General features: G+C 63.8%; 23 protein-coding genes and 1 tRNA gene. 14 read left to right on the top strand and 10 right to left on the bottom strand.

The features are described from left to right. Positions 1–21: 21 nt before the first annotated feature. Positions 22–2592 carry a cyanophycin synthetase gene (cphA, locus tag KHP16_RS16690; protein WP_109580368.1) on the top strand — a complete coding sequence of 857 codons (2571 nt, stop codon included), beginning with the start codon at positions 22–24 and terminating at the stop codon, positions 2590–2592. A gap of 23 nt (positions 2593–2615) precedes the next feature. Here the strand turns inward: cphA and KHP16_RS16685 are convergent, their stop codons facing one another. From KHP16_RS16685 to KHP16_RS16670, 4 genes are all read right to left on the bottom strand, one after another. Then, the gene (locus KHP16_RS16685) at positions 2616–3275 is read right to left on the bottom strand and encodes an amino acid ABC transporter permease (RefSeq protein WP_115952669.1); all 660 of its coding nucleotides are present in this window, start codon (positions 3273–3275) and stop codon (positions 2616–2618) included. Between the two features lie 139 nt (positions 3276–3414). Beyond that, positions 3415–4227, bottom strand: a complete 813-nt coding sequence (locus KHP16_RS16680; protein ID WP_109580366.1) for a transporter substrate-binding domain-containing protein — start codon at positions 4225–4227, stop codon at positions 3415–3417. Between the two features lie 191 nt (positions 4228–4418). Then, positions 4419–5327 (bottom strand): glutamate/aspartate ABC transporter substrate-binding protein, encoded by a 909-nt coding sequence (locus tag KHP16_RS16675; protein ID WP_109580365.1) that lies wholly within the window; start codon positions 5325–5327, stop codon positions 4419–4421. Positions 5328–5439: 112 nt separating this feature from the next. After that, on the bottom strand, positions 5440–6768 hold the full coding sequence (locus tag KHP16_RS16670) for a D-amino acid dehydrogenase (RefSeq protein WP_211960702.1): 1329 nt from the start codon (positions 6766–6768) through the stop codon (positions 5440–5442). Between the two features lie 162 nt (positions 6769–6930). On the opposite strand from KHP16_RS16670, the gene KHP16_RS16665 reads away from it, so the two are divergent. After that, complete coding sequence (locus KHP16_RS16665) at positions 6931–7875, top strand: LysR family transcriptional regulator (protein WP_211960760.1); 945 nt, start codon at positions 6931–6933, stop codon at positions 7873–7875. Positions 7876–7908: 33 nt separating this feature from the next. Continuing rightward, complete coding sequence (paeA, locus tag KHP16_RS16660; RefSeq protein WP_121490594.1) at positions 7909–9237, top strand: polyamine export protein PaeA; 1329 nt, start codon at positions 7909–7911, stop codon at positions 9235–9237. 97 nt (positions 9238–9334) lie between these two features. Here the strand turns inward: paeA and KHP16_RS16655 are convergent, their stop codons facing one another. Then, entirely contained in the window at positions 9335–9580 is a 246-nt protein-coding gene (locus KHP16_RS16655; protein ID WP_211960701.1) for a helix-turn-helix domain-containing protein, read from the bottom strand. A 166-nt stretch (positions 9581–9746) separates the two neighbouring features. Between KHP16_RS16655 and KHP16_RS16650 the strand changes: the two genes are divergently transcribed. From KHP16_RS16650 to KHP16_RS16615, 9 genes are all read left to right on the top strand, one after another. Further along, entirely contained in the window at positions 9747–10046 is a 300-nt protein-coding gene (locus tag KHP16_RS16650) for a hypothetical protein (RefSeq protein ID WP_211960700.1), read from the top strand. Between the two features lie 346 nt (positions 10047–10392). Further along, positions 10393–10527 (top strand): hypothetical protein, encoded by a 135-nt coding sequence (locus KHP16_RS28525; RefSeq protein ID WP_280528135.1) that lies wholly within the window; start codon positions 10393–10395, stop codon positions 10525–10527. Between the two features lie 108 nt (positions 10528–10635). After that, entirely contained in the window at positions 10636–12126 is a 1491-nt protein-coding gene (locus KHP16_RS16645; RefSeq protein WP_211960699.1) for a hypothetical protein, read from the top strand. An 8-nt stretch (positions 12127–12134) separates the two neighbouring features. Then, positions 12135–12479 carry a DUF2523 family protein gene (locus tag KHP16_RS16640; RefSeq protein ID WP_211960698.1) on the top strand — a complete coding sequence of 115 codons (345 nt, stop codon included), beginning with the start codon at positions 12135–12137 and terminating at the stop codon, positions 12477–12479. Positions 12480–12482: 3 nt separating this feature from the next. Then, on the top strand, positions 12483–12746 hold the full coding sequence (locus tag KHP16_RS16635) for a hypothetical protein (RefSeq protein ID WP_211960697.1): 264 nt from the start codon (positions 12483–12485) through the stop codon (positions 12744–12746). Positions 12747–12748: 2 nt separating this feature from the next. After that, positions 12749–13987: a zonular occludens toxin domain-containing protein gene (locus KHP16_RS16630; protein WP_211960696.1), complete on the top strand. Its 1239-nt coding sequence runs from the start codon at positions 12749–12751 to the stop codon at positions 13985–13987. A 503-nt stretch (positions 13988–14490) separates the two neighbouring features. After that, positions 14491–15420: a rolling circle replication-associated protein gene (locus KHP16_RS16625; protein WP_211960695.1), complete on the top strand. Its 930-nt coding sequence runs from the start codon at positions 14491–14493 to the stop codon at positions 15418–15420. A 32-nt stretch (positions 15421–15452) separates the two neighbouring features. Further along, on the top strand, positions 15453–15620 hold the full coding sequence (locus KHP16_RS16620) for a hypothetical protein (RefSeq protein ID WP_211960694.1): 168 nt from the start codon (positions 15453–15455) through the stop codon (positions 15618–15620). Position 15621: 1 nt separating this feature from the next. Beyond that, positions 15622–15879, top strand: a complete 258-nt coding sequence (locus KHP16_RS16615; protein WP_211960693.1) for a hypothetical protein — start codon at positions 15622–15624, stop codon at positions 15877–15879. Positions 15880–16004: 125 nt separating this feature from the next. Here the strand turns inward: KHP16_RS16615 and KHP16_RS16610 are convergent, their stop codons facing one another. From KHP16_RS16610 to KHP16_RS16590, 5 genes are all read right to left on the bottom strand, one after another. Continuing rightward, on the bottom strand, positions 16005–16595 hold the full coding sequence (locus tag KHP16_RS16610; protein ID WP_211960692.1) for a recombinase family protein: 591 nt from the start codon (positions 16593–16595) through the stop codon (positions 16005–16007). 179 nt (positions 16596–16774) lie between these two features. Further along, a tRNA-Ser gene (locus tag KHP16_RS16605) sits at positions 16775–16864 on the bottom strand. Between the two features lie 89 nt (positions 16865–16953). Next, on the bottom strand, positions 16954–18267 hold the full coding sequence (serS, locus tag KHP16_RS16600; RefSeq protein ID WP_109580361.1) for a serine--tRNA ligase: 1314 nt from the start codon (positions 18265–18267) through the stop codon (positions 16954–16956). 155 nt (positions 18268–18422) lie between these two features. Next, entirely contained in the window at positions 18423–19817 is a 1395-nt protein-coding gene (locus KHP16_RS16595; protein ID WP_280528142.1) for a replication-associated recombination protein A, read from the bottom strand. A 44-nt stretch (positions 19818–19861) separates the two neighbouring features. Next, positions 19862–20986: an ABC transporter ATP-binding protein gene (locus tag KHP16_RS16590; RefSeq protein ID WP_211960690.1), complete on the bottom strand. Its 1125-nt coding sequence runs from the start codon at positions 20984–20986 to the stop codon at positions 19862–19864. 39 nt (positions 20987–21025) lie between these two features. Here KHP16_RS16590 and KHP16_RS16585 point away from each other — a divergent pair, with 39 nt between their 5' ends. Continuing rightward, positions 21026–22684: an ABC transporter permease gene (locus KHP16_RS16585; protein ID WP_115952673.1), complete on the top strand. Its 1659-nt coding sequence runs from the start codon at positions 21026–21028 to the stop codon at positions 22682–22684. 113 nt (positions 22685–22797) lie between these two features. Further along, complete coding sequence (locus tag KHP16_RS16580) at positions 22798–23481, top strand: hypothetical protein (protein WP_109580358.1); 684 nt, start codon at positions 22798–22800, stop codon at positions 23479–23481. The last annotated feature ends 5 nt before the right edge of the window (positions 23482–23486 follow it).

Here is a 23486-nt window from a genome sequence, read left to right as displayed (position 1 = left end):
GAACAACGGATAAGCGATTCTATGGAAGTCTCTCGCATCCGGGCCCTGCGCGGCCCGAATCTCTGGTGCCGGCATACCGCGATCGAGGCGATCGTGGCATGCTCCGACGCCTCGCACCTGCTGGCGGAACTGCCCGGCTTCGAAGACCGCCTGCGCGCGCGCTTCCCCGCCATCGGTCCGCTGCGGCCCGACGACGAAACCGGCTCGCCTTCGGTCGCGCACGCGCTGGAAGTGGCCGCGCTGCGCCTGCAGGCCGCCGCGGGCTGCCCGGTCACGTTCAGCAATACCGCGCCGACCGTGGAGCCCGGCACCTATCAGGTGGTCGTGGAATACAGCGAAGAGGACGTGGGCCGCCTCGCGTTTTCGCTGGCCGAGCAACTGATTCTTGCCGCGCGCGACGATGCGCCGTTCGACCTCGAGGACGCGCTGCACCGCCTGCGCGAACTCGACGAGGACGTGCGCCTCGGCCCCAGCACGGGCTCCATCGTCTATGCGGCCGTGGCACGCGGCATTCCGTACCGCCGCCTGACGCAGGGCTCGATGGTCCAGTTCGGCTGGGGCAGCAAGCAGCGCCGCATCCAGGCCGCCGAGACCGACCTGACGAGCGCCGTGGCCGAGTCCATCGCCCAGGACAAGGAACTGACCAAGAGCCTGCTGCATGCGGCCGGCGTTCCCGTGCCGCGCGGCCGTTCGGTGCGCAGCGCCGAGGAAGCGTGGGCGGCCGCGCAGGAGATCGACGCGCCCGTCGTGGTCAAGCCGCGCGACGGCAACCAGGGCAAGGGCGTGGCCGTGCGCATCCGCACGCGCGAGGAAGTGATGACCGCCTACGAGGTGGCCTCCGATATTTCGTCCGACGTGATCGTCGAGCGCTACATTCCCGGCCATGACTTCCGGCTGCTCGTGGTCGGCAAGCACCTCGTCGCCGCCGCGCGCCGCGATCCGCCGCAGGTCATCGGCGATGGCGTCCACACCGTGCGCCAGCTCGTGGAGACCGTGAACAGCGATCCGCGCCGTGGTGAAGGCCATGCGACGTCGCTGACCAAGATCCGCTTCGACGATATCGCGCTGGCCGTGCTGGCCAAGCAAGGACTGACCGCCGAGTCGGTGCCCGCCAACGGCACCCGCGTGGTGCTGCGTAACAACGCGAACCTGTCCACGGGCGGCAGCGCGACCGACGTGACCGACGACGTCCATCCGGATATCGCCGCGCGCGCGGTGGCGGCCGCGCAGATGGTCGGCCTCGACATCTGCGGCGTCGACGCGGTCTGCGAGACGATGCTCAAGCCGTTCGAGGAACAAGCCGGCGGTATCGTCGAAGTTAACGCGGCACCGGGCCTGCGCATGCACCTGCAGCCATCGTATGGCAAGGGCCGCGCGGTCGGCGAAGCCATCATCTCGACGATGTTCGCCGACGGCGACGATGGCCGCATTCCGGTCGTCGCGGTATCGGGCACGAACGGCAAGACCACCACGGTCCGCCTGATCACGCATCTGCTGGCGACCAGCGGACTGCGCATGGGCATGACGGGCACGGACGGCGTGTATATCCAGGGCGAACGCATCGACACCGGCGATTGCAGCGGCCCGCGCAGCGCGCGTAACGTGCTGCTGCATCCCGATGTCGACGCGGCCGTGTTTGAAACAGCGCGCGGCGGCCTGCTGCGCGAAGGTCTGGCGTTCGACCGCTGCGACGTGGCGGTGGTGACCAACGTCGGCGAAGGCGATCACCTCGGCCTGTCGTACATCAGCACGGTGGAAGATCTTGCCGTGCTGAAGAGCGTGATCGTGCAGAACGTCGCGCCCCACGGCATGGCGGTGCTCAATGCCGCCGACCCGATGGTCGCGCGCATGGCCGACGCCTGCCCGGGCACGGTAACGTTCTTCGCGCATGATCCGAACCTGCCGACGATGGCGCTCCACCGGGCGCAGGGCCGCCGCGTGGTGTTCGTCGATGGCGCGGAGATCGTCGCGTCCGAAGGCGAGACGCAGGTGCGCATCGCGCTGGCGGACATTCCGCTGACGCGCAACGGCAGCATCGGCTTCCAGGTGGAGAACGCGATGTCTTCCATCGCGGCCGCGTGGGCGCTGGGCATCGACTGGGCGGTCATCCGCCGCGGCCTTGCCACGTTCGTCAACGACGCGGCCACCGCGCCGGGACGCTTCAACGTGTTCGACTACAACGGCGCGACGCTGATCGCCGATTACGGCCACAATCCCGACGCGATCCAGGCGCTGTGCAACGCGGTGGAATCGATCCCGGCCAGGCGCCGCGTGGTCGTGATCAGCGGCGCGGGCGACCGCCGCGACGAAGACATCCGCCGTCAGACGCAGATCCTCGGCGGCGTGTTCGACAACGTCGTGCTGTATCAGGACCAGTGCCAGCGTGGCCGCGAAGACGGCGAGGTGCTCGCGCTGCTGCGCGAGGGCCTCCAGGGCGCGCAACGCACGTCACGCGTGGACGAGATACGTGGCGAGTTCCTGGCCATCGATACGGGTCTGGCGGCACTGCAGCCCGGCGACCTGTGCCTGATTCTCGTGGATCAGGTCGAGGAAGCGCTGGGCCATATCGAGAAGCGCATCACCGAGGGCTGACCCGCCCTCGCCTCCCGTTCCTGTCAGTGACGGCCCGGCAGCGACAGACGTCGCTCGAGGCCGCGCTGCAGGAACGACAACGCCGTACTCAATACCCAGTAGATGGCCGCCACGGCCAGATAGAGCGGCAGCGGCTGATACGTGGCCGCGATGATCTCCTGCGCGGTGCGCAGCAACTCCGTGACGGTGATGACCGAGACGAGCGACGTGTCCTTGATCAGGCTGATCAGGCTGTTGGACAGGCTCGGCACGGCGAGCCGCAGGGCCTGCGGACCGACCACGTAGCGCAGCGTCTGCGCGGGCGTCAGGCCAAGGCTGTAGGCCGCCATCCACTGGCCGCGCGAAATCCCCAGAATCGCGCCGCGCATGCTCTCCGACAGATACGCGCCCACATTGAGGCTCAGCGTGAGCACGCCCGCGGGCGTGGGCTCCAGTGCGATGCCCACCCCGGGCAGGCCGTAATACACCACAAAGATCTGCACCAGCAGCGGCGTGCCGCGCATGATGCTGACGTATGTCCGCGAGACCGCATTCAGGGCTCTTGAATGGCTGATGCCCATCAGCGCGACCACGACGCCGATGACCAGCCCGAAGACCATCGACAGCACCGCGAACTTGAGCGTGAGCAATGCCCCCTGTAACAGGATCGGCAACGAATCGGCGACGAGCGTGAGAGCGGACATGGAGTGTAGGGGCGAAAGGCGGTTGCCGCGATCATACCTGCGACAAGGCCCTCCCCCGCGCTACGATGCGCGCGGCGGGAGGGCCCGTTGGACGACTGGTGTTACTTGTGGCGTTACTTGGTGGCGATACTTGGTGCCCTTACTTGCCGGCGGCCTTGGTCACGTCCGAGCCGAACCACTTGGTGGACAGCTTCGCGAGCGTGCCATCCTTGCGCAGGTCTTCCAGCGCCTTGTCGATGGCGGCGGAGAACTTCGGATTGTCCTTGCGGAACGGGATCGCGACTTCCGAGCTGGCGCCGGGCACCACCGCGCCCGGGCGCAACGGCAGGTTGGCGTTCTTGATCAGGTAATTGACCATCAGGCGGTCGTTGAGCGCCGCGTCGACGCGCTCCGAGGCGAGGTCACGCAGGTATTCCGGCGCGCCGGGGTACGTCTTCACATCGATGCCCGGCACCGACTTAGCGAGGTCGTTGTAGTTGCTGCCAAGGCTGACGCCGAGCTTGTGGCCCTTCAGGTCCTCGAGCGACTTGAACTCGCGCTTGTCGTCCTTGCGCTGAATCAGCTGCGCGGCCGAGTAGACGTATGGCGTGGAGAAGTCGAGCGCCTGCCTGCGCTGCGGCGTGACCGAGACCTGGTTGACGATGATGTCGAACTTGCCGGCCTGCAGGCCGGCAATGATCGCGCTCCATTCGGTGGTGACGAACTCGGGCTTGACGCCCAGCTTGCCGGCGACGGCGCGGGCAACGTCCACATCGAAGCCTTCGAGTTCGTTTTTGGCGCCCCGATAGCCGAACGGCGGATAGGTGCCCTCGATACCTATCTTGAGCACGCCGGCCTGCTTGACCGAGTCCAGCAAGTCGGCGGCGCTCGCGGCCGTGGCGGTCAGCGCGGCGCCGGTGGCCAGCGCCACCGCCAGCAGGGACGAGAACAGGCCGCTTCGAATCGATCGCATATCTTCTCCAGTATCAGGTAGTGTCGTGCTGTAGTTATTGTGCCCAGCGGCGGCGTTGCAGGATCACATCGAGCCTACAACGCACGCAACACTACCGCAAACCCTATCGATCGCGAAATAACGATTCATCATGGCTATATAACCGCTCCAGCACACCGGATCGGTTGCCACGGCCCGCCGTCCGGTCAGGCTTACTGGAACGCCTTGTCGTTCGGGGAGGCAAACAGCGCCTTCATGTCGTCCGACAATGGGTAGTTCAGGTTGATGCCGCGCGGGGGCACCGGCTGCATGAACCACTTGTTGTACAGCTTCTCGGCACGGCCGCTCTTCTGGAGGTCCGCCACCACGCCATCGGCGAGCGCCTTGAACGAGGCGTCGTCCTTGCGGAACATGCACGCGTAGTTTTCGACCTGCAGCGGCTCGCCCGCGACCACCCAGTCGTTCGCGTTCTTGGCCTTGGTGCGCTCGCCGTACAGCAGCGGTTCATCCATGACAAACGCGGCGGCGCGGCCGGTCTCGAGAATCAGGAACGACTGGCCATGATCCTTGGTGCTGATCAGGTTCATGTTCATGGCCTTCTCGCCGTTCATCTTCACGAGCAGCCGCTCGCCCGTGGTGCCGGCGGTCGTGACCACGTTCTTGTTCTTGAGGTCGTCCAACGACTTCACGCCCGAGTCCTTCTTCGTCAGCATGCGAATGCCGTAGATGAAGATGCTGTTCGAGAACGCGACCTGCTTCTGGCGTTCGAGGTTGTTCGTCGTGCTGCCGCACTCGATGTCGATGGTGCCGTTCTGCACGAGCGGAATGCGGTTCTGCGAAGTGATCGGCGTGAGCTTGACCTGCAGGTTCGGCATCTTCAGGTCGGCCTTCACCTTGTCGACGATCATCATCATGATGTCCTGCGAGTAGCCCATGACCTCCTTGCCATCGGTATAGGAGAACGGGATCGACGATTCGCGGTGACCCAGCGAAATCACGCCGGTTTCCTTGATCTTCTTCAGCGTATCGCCATCGGCGGCTTGCGCACCGGCAGCGGCGAGGGCGAGCGCAGCGGTGACCAGCACGCGGCGCGGCAGATGGGAGGCAGGCAGTTTCTTCATGGTTCGCTCCTTGGATGGGGCTTGGTTTAGTGGCACGTCTTTAGTGGCACCGTCTTTGGTGGCACGTCTTTGCACTGCAAATACAAACTCCTGGCGGCCCGGTGGCGCGGCGTCACGCCACCGTGGCATCGAAATCGTGCGCGTCGATCGCGCTCCGGCGTCCCGCCATCGCGTCGGCGAGCAGGCTCGCGCTGCCCATGGCCAGCGTGAAACCCAGCGCGCCGTGGCCGATGTTGAGCCACAGGCCCGGCACGCGCGATGCGCCGATCAGCGGCAGGCCGCTCGGCGTGGCGGGACGCAAACCGGCCCACGGCTGCAACGCCGCGGTATCGTCCGCGCCGCCGATGCCGAACACCGCCTGCGTCTGCGCGGCCAGGGCCGCGACGCGTTCGCCGTCGATGGTCGGGCCCCCACGCACGAGGTCCGCCATGCCGGCCACGCGCAGCGTGTTGCCGATACGCGCGTAGACGATCTTGTTCGCGAAGTCCGTCACGCTGATATGCGGCGCGCGCGTGCCGTCCGCGATCGGCACCGTGATGCTGTACCCCTTGAGCGGCCAGAGCATCGGCCGCACCCCCGCGGGCCGCAGCAGCGGCACGCTGCCGATGCCGCCGGCCACGACGACCGCGTCCGCATCGACATCGCCGTCGGCCGTATGCACGCCGACGATTCTCGTATTGCGGGTATCGCCATTGACGCCCGCGCGCTTGAGGCCGGTCACGCGCGTGCCGAAGCGCAACCGCACGTTGGCCCTCCCTTGCAGCAATCGGGCCAGCGCCACGCAGAAGCGATGACAATCGCCCACTTCCTCGCTCGGCGTGTGGATCGCGCCCGCGATATCGCCGCGAATGCGTTCGAGCGCGGGCTCCAGTGCCACGCACGCGTCCCGGTCGAGCGCGATCTGCTCGCACCCGAGGCTCGCCTGATAGTCGAGCAGACGGCGCGCGGCATCGAAGGCGGCCGCGTCGCGATGCACGATCAGCTTGCCGCGCCGCGCAAAATCGAAACCGCTGCCGTCGCGGTAACCGGGCACATGTCCGCCCGCGCCGCCCCGGGAGGCTTCGTCGCCATGCACGAACGCCTGCATCAGGTCGCGCGAATGGAAAGCGAGCCGCAGCAGCTTGCGCGTGGTGGCGTCGCTTGCGCCCGCATTGCAGGCGCGCGCGAAGGCCAGCAGCCAGCGCCATTGCGCGGGATCGGGGCTCGGCCGGAAGCGCATCGGCGAGTCGCGCCGCAGCAGCCAGCCCGGCACCTTCGACAGCACGCCCGGCCCGGCCAGCGGCGCCACATAGCTGTAGCTGAGCTGGCCGCCGTTGGCGAAGCTCGTTTCCTCGCCGGGGCCATCGCGGCGCTCGAGCACCGTGACCTCGTGCCCTTCGCTGGCCAGCCGCCACGCCGTGGTCATGCCTACCACCCCCGCTCCCACGATTGCTACATGCATTGCCATTGCCGATTGAAGACGATGGGCCAGAGCGTATGCCACGCGCCGCGGCTTGCCCAATGCGAATACGTGCCAGAATATGTCTTCATGCTATGGATACCCGCGCGCCAGCACGAGTGGGGATTTCCCGCACCAAAACCGGATTTTTTTCGCACCACGCCGATGCGCCTGCGCCAGATCGAAGTGTTCCGCGCCGTGATGCTGACGGGCACCGTCAGCGAGGCCGCGCGCCTGCTCCATGTGTCCCAGCCCGTGGTGACCCGCGTGCTGCAGCATGCCGAGGCCTCGCTCGGCTTCCGTCTGTTCGAGCGCGTGCGCGGCCGGCTGCAGCCGACGCCCGAGGCCGTGGCGCTCTATGGGGATGTCGAAAGGCTATATGGCGAGGTGGAGCGCGTGCGGCGCGTGTCGGAGAGCCTGCGGCACAAGGGCGCGGGACGCCTGCGGGTAGCGGCCACGCCCAGCCTCGCCAATCCGTTGCTGGTGCCCGCCGTGCGGCGCTTCTGCGCGCGGCATCCCGAGACGCAGGTGCAGGTGCTCACGCACCATACGGACGAGATCGTCGATGCGCTGCTGTCGAATCAGATCGACGTGGGCTTTGCCTACGCGCCGCCGCGGCACGAGGCGATCGCCAGCGAGCCGGTAGCGGCGGGCCGCATGCTGCTGGCGGTGCCGCGCGCGCAGCCGTTGCCTTCCGGCAGCCGTCGGGGCGTGCTGTCGATGCAGCGACTCATGGATCGGCCGTTCATTGGCCACGACGACAACACCTCGCTTGGGCTGCTCGTGCGGCAAACGCTGGCGCGCCATGCGCTGGAGCCTCACGCCACACTCGAGGTGCAGACGTACTCGCTGGCGCTGTCGCTGGTCGATGCGGGACTCGGCATCAGCCTGCTCGACCAGTTCACGGCGCTCAGCGCGGACGCCACGCGCGTGATGTTGCATGACATTGCGCCAGCGCTGCCGTTCGAAGTGCAACTGCTGCGCGCGAGCCATCGGGCGACGTCGAGCCTCGTCGACGACATGCGCGTGCAGTTTGCCGAGGCGGCCGCGGAACTCTCGGCGTCCCTCGCCGCCCGGCTCGCTGTACCCGTCGTCAGCTTCGATCATTGACAGCCCCATGATGGCTGCACCATCATCGATCACATGTTCGTCCTGACCCTTCTTCTTCTCGTGGCGATCAGCGCGTTCTTCTCGGTATCCGAGATTGCGCTGACGGCCGCGCGCCGTACCAAGCTCCAGACCATGTCCGAGCGCGGGGATGCGCGCGCGACCAAGGTCATGCTCCTGAAGGAGGAACCCGGCAACTTCTTCACGATCGTGCAGATCGGCGTGAATAGCGTGGCGATCCTCGCCGGTATCCTTGGCGAGAAACATGTCTCGGATCTCGCCTACGAGGCGCTGCTGCCCTACCTCAGCGTCGATCATGCGCAGCGCGTGGCCAATATCGGCTCGTTCCTGATCGTGACGCTGCTGTTCATCCAGTTTGCCGACCTGATTCCGAAGCGGATCGCGATGACGTTCCCCGAAGCGTGCGCGGTCGCCGTGATCGGCCCGATCCTTACGCTGCTCAAGGTGCTGAAGCCGCTGGTCTGGATCTTCAACGGCGCCGCCGATGCGATGCTGCGGCTGCTGGGCCTGCCGACCAAGCCGGTCGATCAGATCACCACCGAGGACATCGCCGCGATGGTCGATGCGGGCGCGGAGGCCGGCGTGCTGCGCAAGCACGAACTGCATCTGATCGAGAACGTATTCGAACTCGACTCCAAGGGCATTCCGGCGATCATGACGCCGCGGGACGACGTCGTCTACCTGACCCTCGCCGAAACCACGGAGAGCGTGCGACGCAAGCTCGTCACGCAGCCGCACGCGCAATACCCCGTATGCGGGCACGACCTCGACGATGTGCTCGGCTATATCGATTCGAAGGACATCCTGCAGCAGTTGCTCGCCCATGACAGTGCGGCCGTGCTGGCGGACATCGGCCAGCATTACGACAAGAACGTGCTCGTGGTGCCCGATACGCTGACGCTTTCCGAGGCTCTGACGCGTTTCCGCGAGATGCACGAGAACTTCGCGGTGGTGATGAACGAATACGGGCTGGTGGTGGGCGTGGTGACGCTGGACGATCTGGTCGGCGCGCTGATGGGCGACATCCTGTACTCGACCGAGGACGAACAGATCGTACGCCGTGACGATTCGTCATGGCTCGTCGATGGCCTGACGCCGATCGTCGATCTGAAGAAGGCCCTGGAACTCGATACGCTGCCGGGCGAGGATTACGTCGATACCGTGGCGGGACTCGTGATCTACGCGCTCAAGCGTATTCCGAAGAAATCGGAATCGATCACGGTGGCGGGATTCCGCTTCGAAGTGCTCGACATCGACCATCACAAGATCGACCAGCTGCTGGTGTCGAAGCTGCCCGCGGAAGCGGGAACGCCGTTGCCGCCGGCGGAGGGGTTCGGCGAGTAACCCTGAATAAAACAAAACCGACGGCTGCTTGCGCAGGCGTCGGCTTCAGATTTACTACGTTTGTAGTCTGCCGGTGGTCGAATCAGTCAGCAGCTTTTTATTTTGGCGGAGAGGGTCCCTTTTGAACCCTTGACCGCATCGCTTCTTCCTGCGCCAGCATGACGAACGCCTCGCCCGGATCTACTCCTGCTTCTTGGGCGAGCATCAGCGCCGTCTGATAGTCCGGTAGTCGTTCGCCTCTCACATACCTTCCTAGCGTCATTTGATTCACGCCCAGTTCCTTGGAGCGTTGGTAGACGCTTTTGCCTTGCAGCGCCAAAGCAATCAATTCCTTGTAGCTCATAGATAACCTCAATTAGTAGTAACCAAACGGTTAGCACTATGATGCTCACCATTCGGTTAGTAGTAACCGTTTGGTGCAATGACCGAAGTGTAGTGGGTAAACAACGCCGGGTAAACGGCTCCGGACGGGCACGGCCTGTCTCATTCATCTCAAAAGGTAACAAGCCATGAACTTCAAGCTCACGATTCTTGCGATCAACAGCCGCTCGGGCACGTCGCAAAAGACTGGTCGCCCGTATTCGATGCATGAGGCGCAGTGCGTCATTACCGCTCAACGCGAGGGTCAGCCCGAGCAAATCAACGTGGGCACGGTCATGGTGGCGGACGCGCTCAAGGACACTCCGCCGGGTGACTACCTGCCCGACTTCGGTACGCGTGTTCGCGATGGCCGTATCGACTTTGAGGTCGTGGGCCTCAAGCCTCTCAGTCGCGCTGGTGCGCGCCCTGCTCCGTCTGCGTCGGCGTGATGATCGCCCGGCTCGCCTCTATGTGGCTGCATGTTCGTGCCTTGGTTGACGAGGATGCGGCCGCCCTGCTTGCGCATCGCGCTAGGTCGCGTGCTCTCTATGCGCAGTACTGCGCGGCTCGGGGTCGGTGATGGACGGGACCTGCTGCACGGCTGAACAGCTCGCGCTCATTGGCATCAATGCACAAGACATCGCCTACGCATATGCGTGGGGTTTCGGCGCGGTTATTACTGCGTGGTTTTTCGGGTTCGGTATCGGTGTTGCCATCGATCTGATTCGTAAGGTTTAGGGGGATTTCCCTCCGCCGTTGCCGGGGCGGTTTCCTCGGCTTTTTCGGGAGTTAGGCATGGAAGCAATTTTCGCAGCAGTGGATCTGAGCACCGTCGCTACGTTCGTCGGTACCGTCGGTGTGACGGTTATCGCTATCGCGCTCGCGTTCAAGGGCATCACGCTCGGTAAGCGCGCCGTCAGCAAGGTCTGAGGTCAAGGCCATGACGGGGGCACTGGTAGCGCTGTTCTACGTGTTGATCGCGATGCTCGGCGGTATCAGTGCCTTTGTGTTCATCCTCGCGTTCAGGGGGCGCGTATCGTGATTAACCGTTACAAGGTATGGATATTGACAGCGCTCTTTGTGGCGCTGTTTTTCGTTGGGCAGGCGCGCGGTCAGACGATCATCCATTGGGATGGGAACGGGAACATCGTTGGTTCGACCAGTCAGGCTCAGGTCAACCAGTTGATGCGCGATCTGAACGCTTATAGCGCCGGTCGTGCTGGTGTTCCGTCTGGTATTGCTGCCGATGCGGGCGGCGTGACGATGACTCGCGGAGCCGTCATGGAAATACCTGTCGGTGGCGGACTCGGGGGCGCTGCACGTGTTGCTGTGCAGGACATCATTCGTTCCCCGCTTGGGTCGATTGGTCGTGGTGTCGTCGGTGTCGCTCGCACGACGCCGGGCGGCATTGCAGCGGGCATCATTGGTTCGATCCTGCTTGAGAAGGGTATTCAGTGGGTCAATGGGCAATGGACTAAGAACGGTGTCCCGGAGCAAGCGCCGAACGGTAAGCCATACCCTGCGTCTGGTGGCTATTGGAATCTCGGCAGTCAGTACATCTCCTCGAACGCCTTTGATACTTGCGTGATGTATATGGCTGCTCAAACGTCTGCTAGCGGGCCGAACGGGACTATTTACACGGTCTTGAGGACTGATCCAGCCGGTGCCGATGGTGCGTGGTGCGTTGTCCAGCGTGCGAGGAAGTCGGATGGCGTGGTTGTCGATGTCCTCACTCGAACTTATCAGGTGGGTAGGAACGCGGGTTGCGCTCCTACGCACTCGAATGTTTCTGGTACCTGCGTGCCTCCTGGCTATGTCGCGCCGGTTGATAGCGCGCCCGCCACGGATACGCAGATTCAGCAGGCCATCACGGACAAGATGACTTCTTCGCCGGGCATGGCTCCCGATGTCGTTCGGAATATTTATGACAACGGCGGCTGGGTTCCTGTGGATGCGGTCGACTCGGCCTCGTGGGGCCTTCCTTCTACGCCTGTCACCGGCAAGTCAACGGTGTCTAGCTCGAATAGCACCAATGCCAACGGTGATTCGATCACGACGACAACGACTACCACCCCCACCATGACCCTCGGTCAGACCGGGAATACCGCTGGTACGAACACGATGGTTTGGAACGTCACGAACAACACGACGACGACTGTCACCAATAACACTACAGGCGAGTCTCATACCTCTACAGGTCAGGAGAACGATACGGTTATCCAGTTCACCGACTCGTCGATGCCTGAGCTTCCTAAGCTCTACACGCAGAAGTATCCGCAGGGAATTGCCGGCGTGTGGCAGGCCAATAAGCCTGATGTACAGGCGACTCCGTTTTTTCAGGCTGTCAAGACGATGTTTCCTACCTTCGGTTCTGGTCAATGCCCCGTTTGGCGGTTGGCGGTTAATCCGGGCGGTCGGCTCGGTTCTTACGGTTCGTACGACATTTCGGTTCCTTGTTGGATATGGCAGGCCCTCGGGCTTGTTGTGCTTGTCACGGCCACTTTCACGGCTCGCAAAATCATTTTCTAGGGGGTCTTATGGGTGCTTTCTTCACTGCGGTGTTGGCTAAGTTCGCCGCGCTCGCGGGTTGGTTTGGGTCGCTGGCTGTTGCTGCGTTCGCCGCGGCGTGGCTGGTTGGTACCGATCTGGTTTGCTGGGCCTTCGAAGGGATGTTGCGGCTCGTGGGCACGGTCCTTAATGGGTTGCCCGGTACTGAGGCGTTTGCATCATTGAACCCCGCTCAGTACCTATCCGGAGCTCCTGCCGACCTTGTGAATGTCGTCGGTCTTCTCCGGGTTGGTGAGGGTCTAGCGATCATTCTCGCGGCTATCGGGATCAAGCTTGCTCTGCAGGTAATTCCGTTCACACGGCTCGGGAGTTAAGTCATGGATCTCTTTGGGTTCAAGAGGCGCGCTCTCATTGCACGGTTGGTTGATCTTGCCGCGCACTACCAAGCTGAGTACGACGAATCGCGGGACGCCTTTAATGACCTGGCATCCGAGGTCACGTCTCGGGAGGATTACGAGCATGAAAACGAGTTCGGCGACAACGATTGGGACGAGCAGCTGGAGGTGCTTGCTTCGCGGTCCTATGCGGCTATGCGGAAGTTGGAGTTGATACAGGAGCGCCTTGAGGCGCTGGAGGCCTAGCGATGATTAATCTTCTGCTTGGTGCCCCCGGCGGCGGAAAGAGTTATGAGGCTGTCGCCTTCCACGTTCTTCCGGCGCTCAATCAGGGTCGTAAGGTCATTACGAACCTGCCGCTCGTTCTTGACGAGTTGCCACCTGAACAGCGTGCGCTGATCGATGTTCGTACGCATGCGAAGGGTCGAGCTGAGAAGCGTGTTGGTCTTTCGGCTGCTCTCGGTGACGTTGCCGACGATGAGGTCTACCTGCGCCCTTTTTCTACTATGGAGTGCTACGGTGACCTTTGGCGACATCCGGAGAGTGGCTCAGGTCCGCTGTACGTCGTAGATGAAGCTCACATGTGTCTGCCGCGTGATGGCACTGGCCGCAAGGTTCGCGAGTGGTACGCCATGCATCGGCATGAGCTCGCTGACGTTTTGTTGATCACGCAGAGCTATGGCAAGGTCTGTAAAGACATCGTGGACTTGGTTCAGGTCTGCTACAAGGTCCGCAAGGCTACGGCGCTCGGCAGTAATAGCGGTTATATCCGCAAGGTTATGGACGGTGTTCGGGGTGAGGTCGTGAACACCACCGTTCGTCGATACGACAAGCGGTATTTCAAGTTCTACAAGTCCCACACTAAGTCCGGTGCCGGTGCTGAGCTGGCCGCTAACGACATCGTTCCTTTATGGCGGCGGTGGCCGTTCATCGGCCTCGCTATTGCGCTCGTCGTTCTCGTGTTGATGTTGTCCAGCGGTAAGCCTATGAACCCGCTTGCTGTTAAGACTAAGCCTAAGGATGCCGCCCACCCTGCGGCTGTTTCTCAGCTGCAGGGTGTTTCTGGAGCGTCGTCTGTCGTCGCCCCGTCGCGCTCCGTAGCCCCGCACGCGGATGATCACGGCGTAGGGGGTGCGTCCGCCGTCTCGGCTTCTGGCGTCAGGAAGTCTGCCTCACCTGCCGGACCTTTTTCCGGACTTGGCGTTCATGTTCAGGGGTTGGTTAGGCTCGCCTCGGGGCGTCAGGTGTACTCGCTTGCTATGTCTCAGAACGGTCAGCGTGTTTTCAGTACTACGTCGGATGAGCTCGTTGAGGCGGGGTACAAGGTTCGCCGTGTGAGTGACTGCGCAGTGAGCTACAGCTATGGCGACGTTGACATGGTTGCTGTTTGTGACGCGCCGCAGGTGAGTGTTACGCCAGCCGAGGGTTCGTTCTCGTCGAAGCCTAAGCCTCGTGTTGAGGCCGCACACGAGTCGGTTGAGGGTTAGCGCAATTTTGTTTCACGATCGCAGCTGGATCCGTGGCACGTTATTGCGTCTAGCGTCGGGAGTGGTGGCGCGTTTGGGGTCGGGCTGGATCGCATAGGCGGGTGGCAGGCCTCCGGGTCGTTGTCGAGCGGCTCAGCGAGGCTCGCGCACCCGAGTAGCGGGCGGTGCGATGAGTGATGGGAAGGCGCGGCGATCATCGCGCCACAGCCCCTGCAAGCGATTTTCAGCGCATCAAGGTGGGTAGGCACCGGGATTCAGCAAAGATCGTTTGACGGGCTGTCTCCGCGAATCGCAGGGGCATCGAAGCTCGCCCCGACCGCGCGCACGGAGGAGCACGAGTCGGGGCGAGCGAAGCGAGCCCCTAGACTTGAAGTAATAACACTTAAGAACACAAGTACTGGCGCGGCTTTCCGGGCGATATCTCCTCGAGGCCGCAAAGAAAAAGCCCCGCATCTGTTGGTGCAGACCGGGGCCTACATAGCGACACGTTTAGGACACTCGCCATGCGTGATGAGATTATAGGTCAGGACTATCAAGATTCAAAAGCCATCGCAGGATATGACGATGGCGTGACCCCCTTCTGTGACGGTACGACCGATGCTGTTGCCTATCAGGAGCGGATGCGACAGGCCGATGTCGAGCGCGGTTTTGTCGATAGCGCGTGGAAAGACACTATCGTTGGTCGGATGCGGTATTTCGAGGGCGACGGCTCGGTGAACTTCTATGGCTACCCGCTCGCTGTGCGTAAGCGCATGGACGAAATTCGTGCCCTGCCTCGTGCAAAGCGAGGTGAGTCCGAGAATGTCGAGCAGTCTCGGCACGCATCGGCAAAGCGTGCGCGCAAGAACGTTCGTTTGCGTTGTCAGGAAATTCAGGCTGACAGGCTGCTGACACTTACGTACCGCGAAAACATGCAGGACATCGAGCGTTTGAAGGCGGATTTCAAGGCGTTCATGCGGGCTATGAAACGTGCCGGTATGTACCACTACGTTGCGGTGCCTGAGCCGCAGAAGCGTGGCGCCTGGCATATCCACGTCGCTGTGCATGGTCGTCTCGTGTACAACCTCGTGCGCGCTGTTTGGCGTCGTGTCGTTGGGCTTGATGAGCAGGGCCGTCCTAACGGGAATGTGGACGTTCGTAATCCAAAGACAGGCGGCAAGTGGAAGCGTCATGCGTTGGCTGCGTACATTGCGAAGTACGTTACCAAAGAGTTTGATGCGCACGAGCTCAACAAAAAGCGCTACTGGTCTTCGAAGGGCATCGTAGTGCCAGAGCCTGTGACCTACTTCGTTCAAGATTCGAACGATATGCACGCTGTCATTGTTGATGCGATGAAGGCCGCAATGGAGGTCTGTCCAGCGTACGAGATACAGGCTTATGTCTCAGACGGTGGGCGTTACTTCTTTGTCGGTGCCTCGCCTTCTGTGAATTGACGTTACGTGTGACGAAAATAGGAGATCGCATCGTGAGCTATGCGGAGTTTTGTGGTTGGTCGGTGTGGATTATCAATTCGGTGTTCGGTTGGTTTGCGAATGGGATGCCGGCGATTCGTTGGGTTGGTATCGTGATCCTTGCCGGTATTTGGCTGCTCGTGCTTCGTGAACTTGGTGGTTTCTTGCGTAAGGGTGCGTGACATGAAAGACGCTAGCGACAAGGTTACTGGTGAGTTGGTGCCGGTGAAGCGCAAGCGCGGTCGTCCGTCGACAGGGACGGCAATGACGCCAGCTGAGAGGCAAGCCGCATATCGTGCGCGCCACGAGCTGGTGGCCGTTACTGTCGAGTTGCCGTCGGAGCTGGTCGAGGCGCTCAACGACTATCTGAAGTTCAAGGACACGACGCGCAACGCCGTGTTCGCGAAGTTATTGAGGACGCAGTTACTACGCAAGCGCTAGGACTATGACTGTCAGTGCAGATTCGATTCTGTCCGTATGGTGATGCTTCGCTGTGTCGTAGTGGCTATGATTACGTCGCAGTGAGTTGTGCCGCGATCCGGCTCATCCCTCGGGTCGCGGTTTTTTTATGCAGCGTCCAGTAGGCTTGGCTGTATGCGTTCGCGGTGGCGTTTGATCGCACGCTTGATGCTGGAGATGTGGGTGCCGTATCGGCGTGCTAGCGCTGATTTCGTGTAGCGGCCCGTGAACCACAGCTGCATTGCTTCCGCTTCCTGCTGTTCGCTCATTGCGGTCGGTCGCCCCATCTTCACACCGCGTCGGGCGGCTGCGGCCATTCCCACTTTTGTTCGCTCGCGTATAAGCTCACGTTCGAATTCAGCAAACGCTCCGACGATTTGAAAGATCATGCGACCCGCTGGTGATCGGGTGTCGATGTGCTCCGTTAAGCTTCGGAATTGAGCGCCCGCCGCCTCTATGCGCTCTATGATGATGAGAAGGTCTTTTAGTGATCGCGCGATGCGGTCGAGCTTGTAGACGACCACCGTATCACCCTGGCTGATCGTGGCCAGCATCTGTTCCAATACGGGTCGCTTTGAAGCGCTACCGCCGGATCGCTTTTCGGAAAAAATAAAACCGACGCCCGCTTCTCGCAGTGCGTCGGTTTGGGCGTGCGTCTCTTGTTCTTGAGTGCTGACCCGGGCGTAGCCGACTAACATGTGACCGTGTTTGTTGTTGTTGGGAACAATGTATGTCGGGTCTCATGCAGTAGGTTTCGAACCCCGCTGACGATGGGTGCTACGGAAAAACAAAACCGACGGCTGCTTGCGCAGGCGTCGGCTCGAATTTGATGCAGTGTGTGCCTGTCGGTGGTCGAATCTAACGACAGGTTTTTATTTGGCGGAGAGGGTGGGATTCGAACCCACGGTACCGTTGCCGGTACGCCTGATTTCGAGTCAGGTACATTCGACCACTCTGCCACCTCTCCGGTAACTTGGTCGCTTCGTTTTCGTTTCAGCGAAACCGCGATTATAGCGACATCTTTGCAGGGAATGCAAGTCCCTGCTCATATTCTTCTTACGCTTCCGGAACGAGTCGCGTCAGGCCGCCCATATAAGGCTGCAGCGCCGCCGGCACCGTGACCGAGCCGTCGGCGTTCTGGTAGTTTTCCAGGATCGCCACGAGCGTGCGGCCGACGGCAAGGCCCGAGCCGTTGAGCGTGTGCAGCAGTTCCGGCTTGCCCTGTCCCACCTTGTAGCGGGCACCCATGCGCCGTGCCTGAAAGTCGCCCATGTTCGAGCACGAGCTGATTTCGCGGTACGTGTTTTGCGCCGGGATCCAGACCTCGATGTCGTAGGTCTTGGTGCTGCCGAAGCCCATGTCGCCCGTGCAGAGCACGATGGTGCGGAACGGCAGTTCGAGCTTGCGCAGGATCGCCTCGGCATGGCCGGTCAGCTGCTCGAGGGTGTCCATCGACTGCTCGGGCTCGACCACGTGCACGAGCTCGACCTTGTCGAACTGGTGCTGGCGGATCATGCCGCGCGTGTCCTTGCCGTATGCGCCTGCTTCCGAGCGGAAGCACGGCGTATGCGCGACATAGCGCAGCGGCAGCGTGTCGCCCGGGACAATGGTGTCGCGCACGATGTTCGTGAGCGGCACTTCGGCGGTCGGGATCAGGTAGAAGTTCTCGGTACGGCCCTGACCGTCCTCGCCCTCGCCGCCCATCTTGCGCGGCACCTTGAAGAGGTCTTCCTCGAACTTCGGCAACTGGCCCGTGCCGCGCATCGAGGCCGCGTTGACGATGTACGGTACGTACGTTTCCGTGTAGCCGTGTTCTTCGGTGTGGGTGTCCAGCATCAACTGGACCAGCGCGCGGTGCATGCGCGCGACGCCGCCGCGCAGCATCGTGAAGCGTGCACCCGTGACCTTGCTTGCGGTCTCGAAGTCGAGGCCCAGCTTCGCGCCCACGTCCACATGGTCGCGCACCTCGAAGTCGAACTCGCGCGGGGTGCCCACGCGCCGGACTTCGACGTTCTCGGTCTCGTCCTTCCCTACCGGCACGCTCTCGTGCGGCAGGTTCGGGATCGACATCATCAGGTCCTGCATCTGGGACTGGATCTCGGCCAGCCGCGCGGCCGACGCTGTCAGCTTGTCGCCGATGCCGCCCACTTCGGCCATGACGGCCGAGGCGTCCTCGCCCTTGCCCTTGAGCATGCCGATCTGCTTGGAGAGGCTGTTGCGGCGCGCCTGCAGATCCTCGGTCTGGGTCTGCAACTGCTTGCGTTCGGCTTCCAGTGCCTGGAACGCCGCCACGTCGAGGGTATAGCCGCGCGTGGCAAGGCGTTGCGCCACGGCGTCGATGTCTTTGCGGAACAGCTGGATGTCGAGCATGTTGCGGTCTTTGATGGGCTGCTGCGATGTGCGGAATCCGGCGAGATGCCGGAGAACGCGACATTTTACTGCACCCGCAGGGGGCGACGGTGCGCCAATTTGCGCCGGTTACCCGTGGCTGTTCTGGCGCTTCCCGCCGCGTCCTGCCCTTCGTCCTACTTGCCCTTCTCGCCCTTCTTGCCCTGCTGCGCACGATGCCACGCCTCATCGAGGTCGCGCAGGTGCCGCAGCTTGTCGCCGATCTTGCCTTCGAGGCCGCGTGGCGTGGGCTGGTACCAGTTCTGGTCGCGCAGGTCGTCCGGCAGATAGTGCTCGCCGGCCGCATAGGCTTCCGGCTCGTCGTGCGCGTAGCGGTACGCGTGGCCGTAGCCGAGTTCCTTCATCAGGCGCGTGGGCGCGTTGCGCAGATGCACGGGCACCTGCCGCGACTTGTCCCTGGCGACGAAGGCCCGCGCCGCGTTGTACGCGTTGTAGCCCGCGTTGGACTTCGGCGCCACGGCGAGATAGAGCAGCGCCTGTGCAAGGGCCAGTTCGCCTTCGGGCGAGCCGAGCCGCTCATAGGTCTCGGCCGCGTCGAGCGTGATGCGCGCCGCGCGCGGATCGGCCAGGCCGATGTCTTCCCATGCCATGCGCACGATGCGACGAGCGAGGTAGCGCGGGTCGGCGCCCCCGTCGAGCATGCGGCAGAACCAGTACAGCGTGCCATCGGGATCGGAACCGCGCACCGACTTGTGCAGCGCGCTGATCTGGTCGTAGAACGCGTCGCCGCCCTTGTCGAAGCGGCGCAGGTTCTCGGCGAGCGCGCTGCCGAGCAGCGCCGTGTCGATGCGCGCCTGCTTCGCGTTGCGGGCCGCGCGCGCGACGATCTCGATATTGTTGAGCAGCTTGCGGCCATCGCCGTCCGCGGAGGCGACGATCAGGTTCAGCGCGTTGTTGTCGCTGTCACCCTCGCCATTGCCCTCGTCCCACTCCAGCGGCGGTTCGCCCTCCGCGGCGGTGGCGTTCAGCTCTTCGGTGGCACGGCGCACGAGCGCGGTGAGTTCCGCCTCGTCCAGGCTCTTGAGCACGTAGACGGCCGCGCGCGAGAGCAAGGCGCCGTTCACCTCGAAAGACGGGTTCTCGGTGGTGGCGCCGATGAACGTGAACAGCCCGCTCTCGACATGCGGCAGGAAGGCGTCCTGCTGGCTCTTGTTGAAACGGTGCACCTCATCCACGAATACGAGCGTGCGGCGGCCATGCATGCGGAACTGCTCGGCGCGCTCGACCGCTTCGCGGATGTCCTTGACGCCGGACAGCACGGCCGACAGCGCGATGAACTCGGCGTCGAATGCATTGGCCATCAGCCGCGCGAGCGTGGTCTTGCCGACGCCGGGCGGCCCCCACAGGATCATCGAATGCGGTTCGCCCGACGCGAACGCAACGCGCAGCGGCTTGCCGGGGCCGAGCAGATGCTGCTGACCGATGACCTCGTCGATCGTGCGCGGGCGCAGGCGTTCCGCGAGCGGTTGCCGGGAACGGTCCGGGGAGTCAGAGAACAACGAGTCCGCCACAGTCATGACCTAACTAAGCACCTCATCAACTAACACGCGAAACGTCACAGTGTAGACGATCGGGAGAAGGCGCCCGCTTCGAACGCGATGACATCGTCCGCCTCGACACGCAGGCCAAGGGTGGACCCTGGCGGGAGGTCGTGGTGCGATGGCACCAGTGCGAGCACGCGGCTGCCGTCGTCCAGTTGCAGCGTGTACAGGATGCTGGCGCCGCGGAAGGCCTTGTCGAGGACCCGGCCGCGCAGGGGGCCGGCGGCGTCGTGCACGAGGTCGTCCGGGCGGATCAGCACGTCCACCTCGGTGCCGTCGGCCAGCGCGAGCGCATTGCGCCATGGCAGCGTGCCGATGGCGAGGGCGATCGCGCGCTTGCGCACACGGCCGCGCAGCAGCACGCCCTGGCCAATGAAACCCGCCACGAAACGGGTGGCGGGCTGGTGATACAGCGTATGCGCGTCGCCCCATTGCTCGATCCTGCCGCCATGCATCACGCCGATCTCGTCCGCCATGGCGAACGCCTCGTGCTGGTCGTGCGTGACGAGGATCGCGGTGGTGCCCTGCGCGCGCAGGATGTCGCGCACCTCCTGCCCGAGCCTTTCGCGCAAGTCGATGTCGAGGTTCGAGAACGGTTCGTCGAGCAGCAGGAGCGCGGGGCGCGGCGCGAGCGCGCGGGCGAGGGCCACGCGTTGCTGCTGGCCGCCGGACAGTTCGTGCGGGTACCGGTTGCCGGCGTCGTGCAGGCCGACGAGCGCGAGCATTTCGCGGACGCGCGCGTCGCGCTGCGTCCGGTGGGTGCCGATGAGTCCGAAGCCGACGTTGTCGGCGATGGTCAGGTGCGGGAACAGGGCGTAGTCCTGGAACACCATGCCGATGCGGCGGTGCTCGGGCGGCAGGCCGCTGCCCGCCGACGAGACGACCTCGCCGTCGATCCGGATTTCGCCTGCGCGCAGCGTTTCGAACCCGGCGATCGCGCGCAGCACAGTGGTCTTGCCGCAGCCGCTCGGGCCGAGCAGGCAGGCGATCGTGCCGGCGGTGAGCGAGAACGACAGGCCGTCGATGACCGTGTGGCGGCCGAAGGCATGGGCGATGCGGTCTACCTCGACGACCGGCCGGGGCGGTACGCTCGCCGCGTGGGTCATCGGGATGGCCGAGACTGGGAGATCGTTGCGCATGCCGCAGATTATAGAGAGCCGCGGCGCTAGAATGCATGGATGCTCCTGCTCGACCGCCACCGACGCATCCTTCCACCGCCGCTCACCACGTTCGCGTGCCTGATGGCGCTGCTGATCGTGATCCCGCTCGGCGTGGTGGCGGCCAGCGTCATCGCGCCCGCCACCGATACCTGGCGGCATCTCGTCGATACGGTGCTGGCCGAGTACATCGGCAATACGCTCATGCTGCTGGCGGGCGTCACCGCCGGCGTGCTGCTGCTTGGCGTCCCCACCGCATGGCTCACCGCGATGACGCGCTTTCCGGGGCGCGGCCTCATGGAGTGGGCGCTCGTGCTGCCGCTCGCCATGCCCGCATACGTCATCGCCTACGCCTACACCGACGCGCTGCAATTCGCGGGGCCAGTGCAGACATGGCTGCGCGACCTCACGGGCTGGCGCGCGCGCGAATACTGGTTTCCCGATATCCGCTCGATCGGCGGCGCGATCGTGCTGTTCACGCTCGTGCTGTACCCCTACGTGTATCTGACCGCCCGCGCCGCATTCCTGCAACAGGGCGCCAGCGCGCTCGAGGCCGCGCGACTGCTCGGCCACGGTCCGTGGCGCGTCGCATGGCACGTCGCGCTGCCGCTCGCATGGCCGGGCATTCTGGCAGGCACCGTGCTCGCGCTCATGGAAACGCTCGCGGACTTCGGCACCGTGGCGTACTTCGGCATCCCGACATTCTCGACGGGCATCTTCCGTGCATGGTTCTCCCTCGGCGACAAGCTCGCCGCCGCGCAGCTATCGGCCTGCCTGATGCTGTTCGTCATCGCCATCCTGTGGATCGAGCGCATGAACCGCGGCCGCGCGCGGGTCCACGACGACGCGCGCGCCGGGCACAGGCGCCCCGCGCCCCGCACGCTCGCGGGATGGCACGGGTGGCTGGCCACGGGGTTCTGCGTGCTGCCCGTGCTGCTGGGATTCCTGGTCCCCGCGCTGATGCTCTGCCGCATGGCGTTCCTCGATGGCGACGCGCAGTTCGGCCCGCGTTTCATCGCGCTCGTGCGCAACAGCTTCACGCTCGCGAGCATCACGGCAGCCGTTGCGGTGCTCGTGGCGCTGGCCATCGGCTATGCGGGACGCGGCGCGCCCGCGGGACTGCGCGCGAGGCTCGTGCGTGCGTTGACCCGCCTCTGCGGCATGGGTTACGCGCTGCCAGGCTCCGTGATCGCCGTGGGCGTGCTGGTCCCCGTGGCGCGCCTCGACAACGTGCTCGCGGACTGGATGCAGCGGCACCTCGACCTGTCCGTGGGACTGCTGCTGACGGGCGGCATCACCGCGCTCGTCTATGCGTACCTCGTGCGCTTTCTCGGCGTGGCGCTGCAATCGGTCAACGCCGGACTGGCGCGCATCACACCGGCAATGGACAGCGCCGCCCGCAGCCTCGGCCATGGCCCCGCCTCGACGCTGCGCCGCGTCCACGCCCCCATGCTGCGCGGCAGCCTGCTGACGGCCGCGCTGATCGTGTTCGTCGACGTCATGAAGGAGCTCCCCGCGACGTTCGTCATGCGGCCGTTCAATTTCGATACGCTGGCCGTGCAGGCCTACAACCTCGCCGCCGACGAGCGGCTGGCCGAGGCGGCCACCGCTTCCCTCGTCATCGTCGCGGTCGGGATCCTGCCTGTGATCCTGTTATCACGTGCCATTCGAGCGAGATAAGGGTAAACACCTAGCTAAAGTTATCTTCGAAGGTGCCGACAACCGCCAATGGCCCATGTCTTCATGCGTGGCCACGAGCAGGTATTTATCGGCTATTCCGTTCGAGGGTATTTATGCTGCGTTACCGCATGTTGTTGTTCAAGACTTCCAGGCTGGCGGCCAAGAACAAGCTGAGCAATGTGGAAGAGATTTCGCTGGCCGGGCAATTCGCCGAGCTGATGGAGTCCCAGGACGACGCGGACCGGGTCATCGAGGATCTGATCGACAGCGACAACCCGCAGATGCGCCGCATCGGCCTGCATGCGATTCGCCGCGGACGCCGGTTCGGCGGACGCCTGCTCATGCCCGCGCTGCTCCGCCGCCTGCAGGACGTCGAAGGCTGGCTGCGCCATGACGCCGTGTGGATCGTGCAGGAAGCCGCGCTCGACGGCGGCGAACTGCGTGCCGCGCTGCGCCGCGTGGCCGGCAGCGTTCGGTTGCCGCAGGATGCGGTGCGCGCGCGCGCCAATCCCGGCGACGCGATGCTGCAGGCCGCCGTGCGCGCGCGGCAGGTGCTGGACGTGCTGATCGCGAAGACGGCCGCGGAAACCAATGCCGCGCTCGCGGCGGGCGGCGGCCTCGCGGGCGCCACCGACGGCAAGCCCTATGCGCAGGGCTCCGTCGGCCATATCGGCGCGGTCCATCGCCAGCTGCAGAAGCGCATGGCCAAGCGGAAGCTCACCAGCAGTACCCGCCTGAAGTTCCGCAAGGTCGAAAGCCAGTATCCGCCGAACGACAACCGCCGCTTCCTGCTGTGAGGCGC

Origin of the sequence: Cupriavidus plantarum, assembly GCF_905397285.1 — a bacterium.
In the GTDB taxonomy this organism is placed as follows: Bacteria; Pseudomonadota; Gammaproteobacteria; order Burkholderiales; family Burkholderiaceae; genus Cupriavidus; species Cupriavidus plantarum.
Note: the sequence above shows the minus strand (reverse complement) of the source record. Positions and strands in the feature narration are given on the sequence as shown.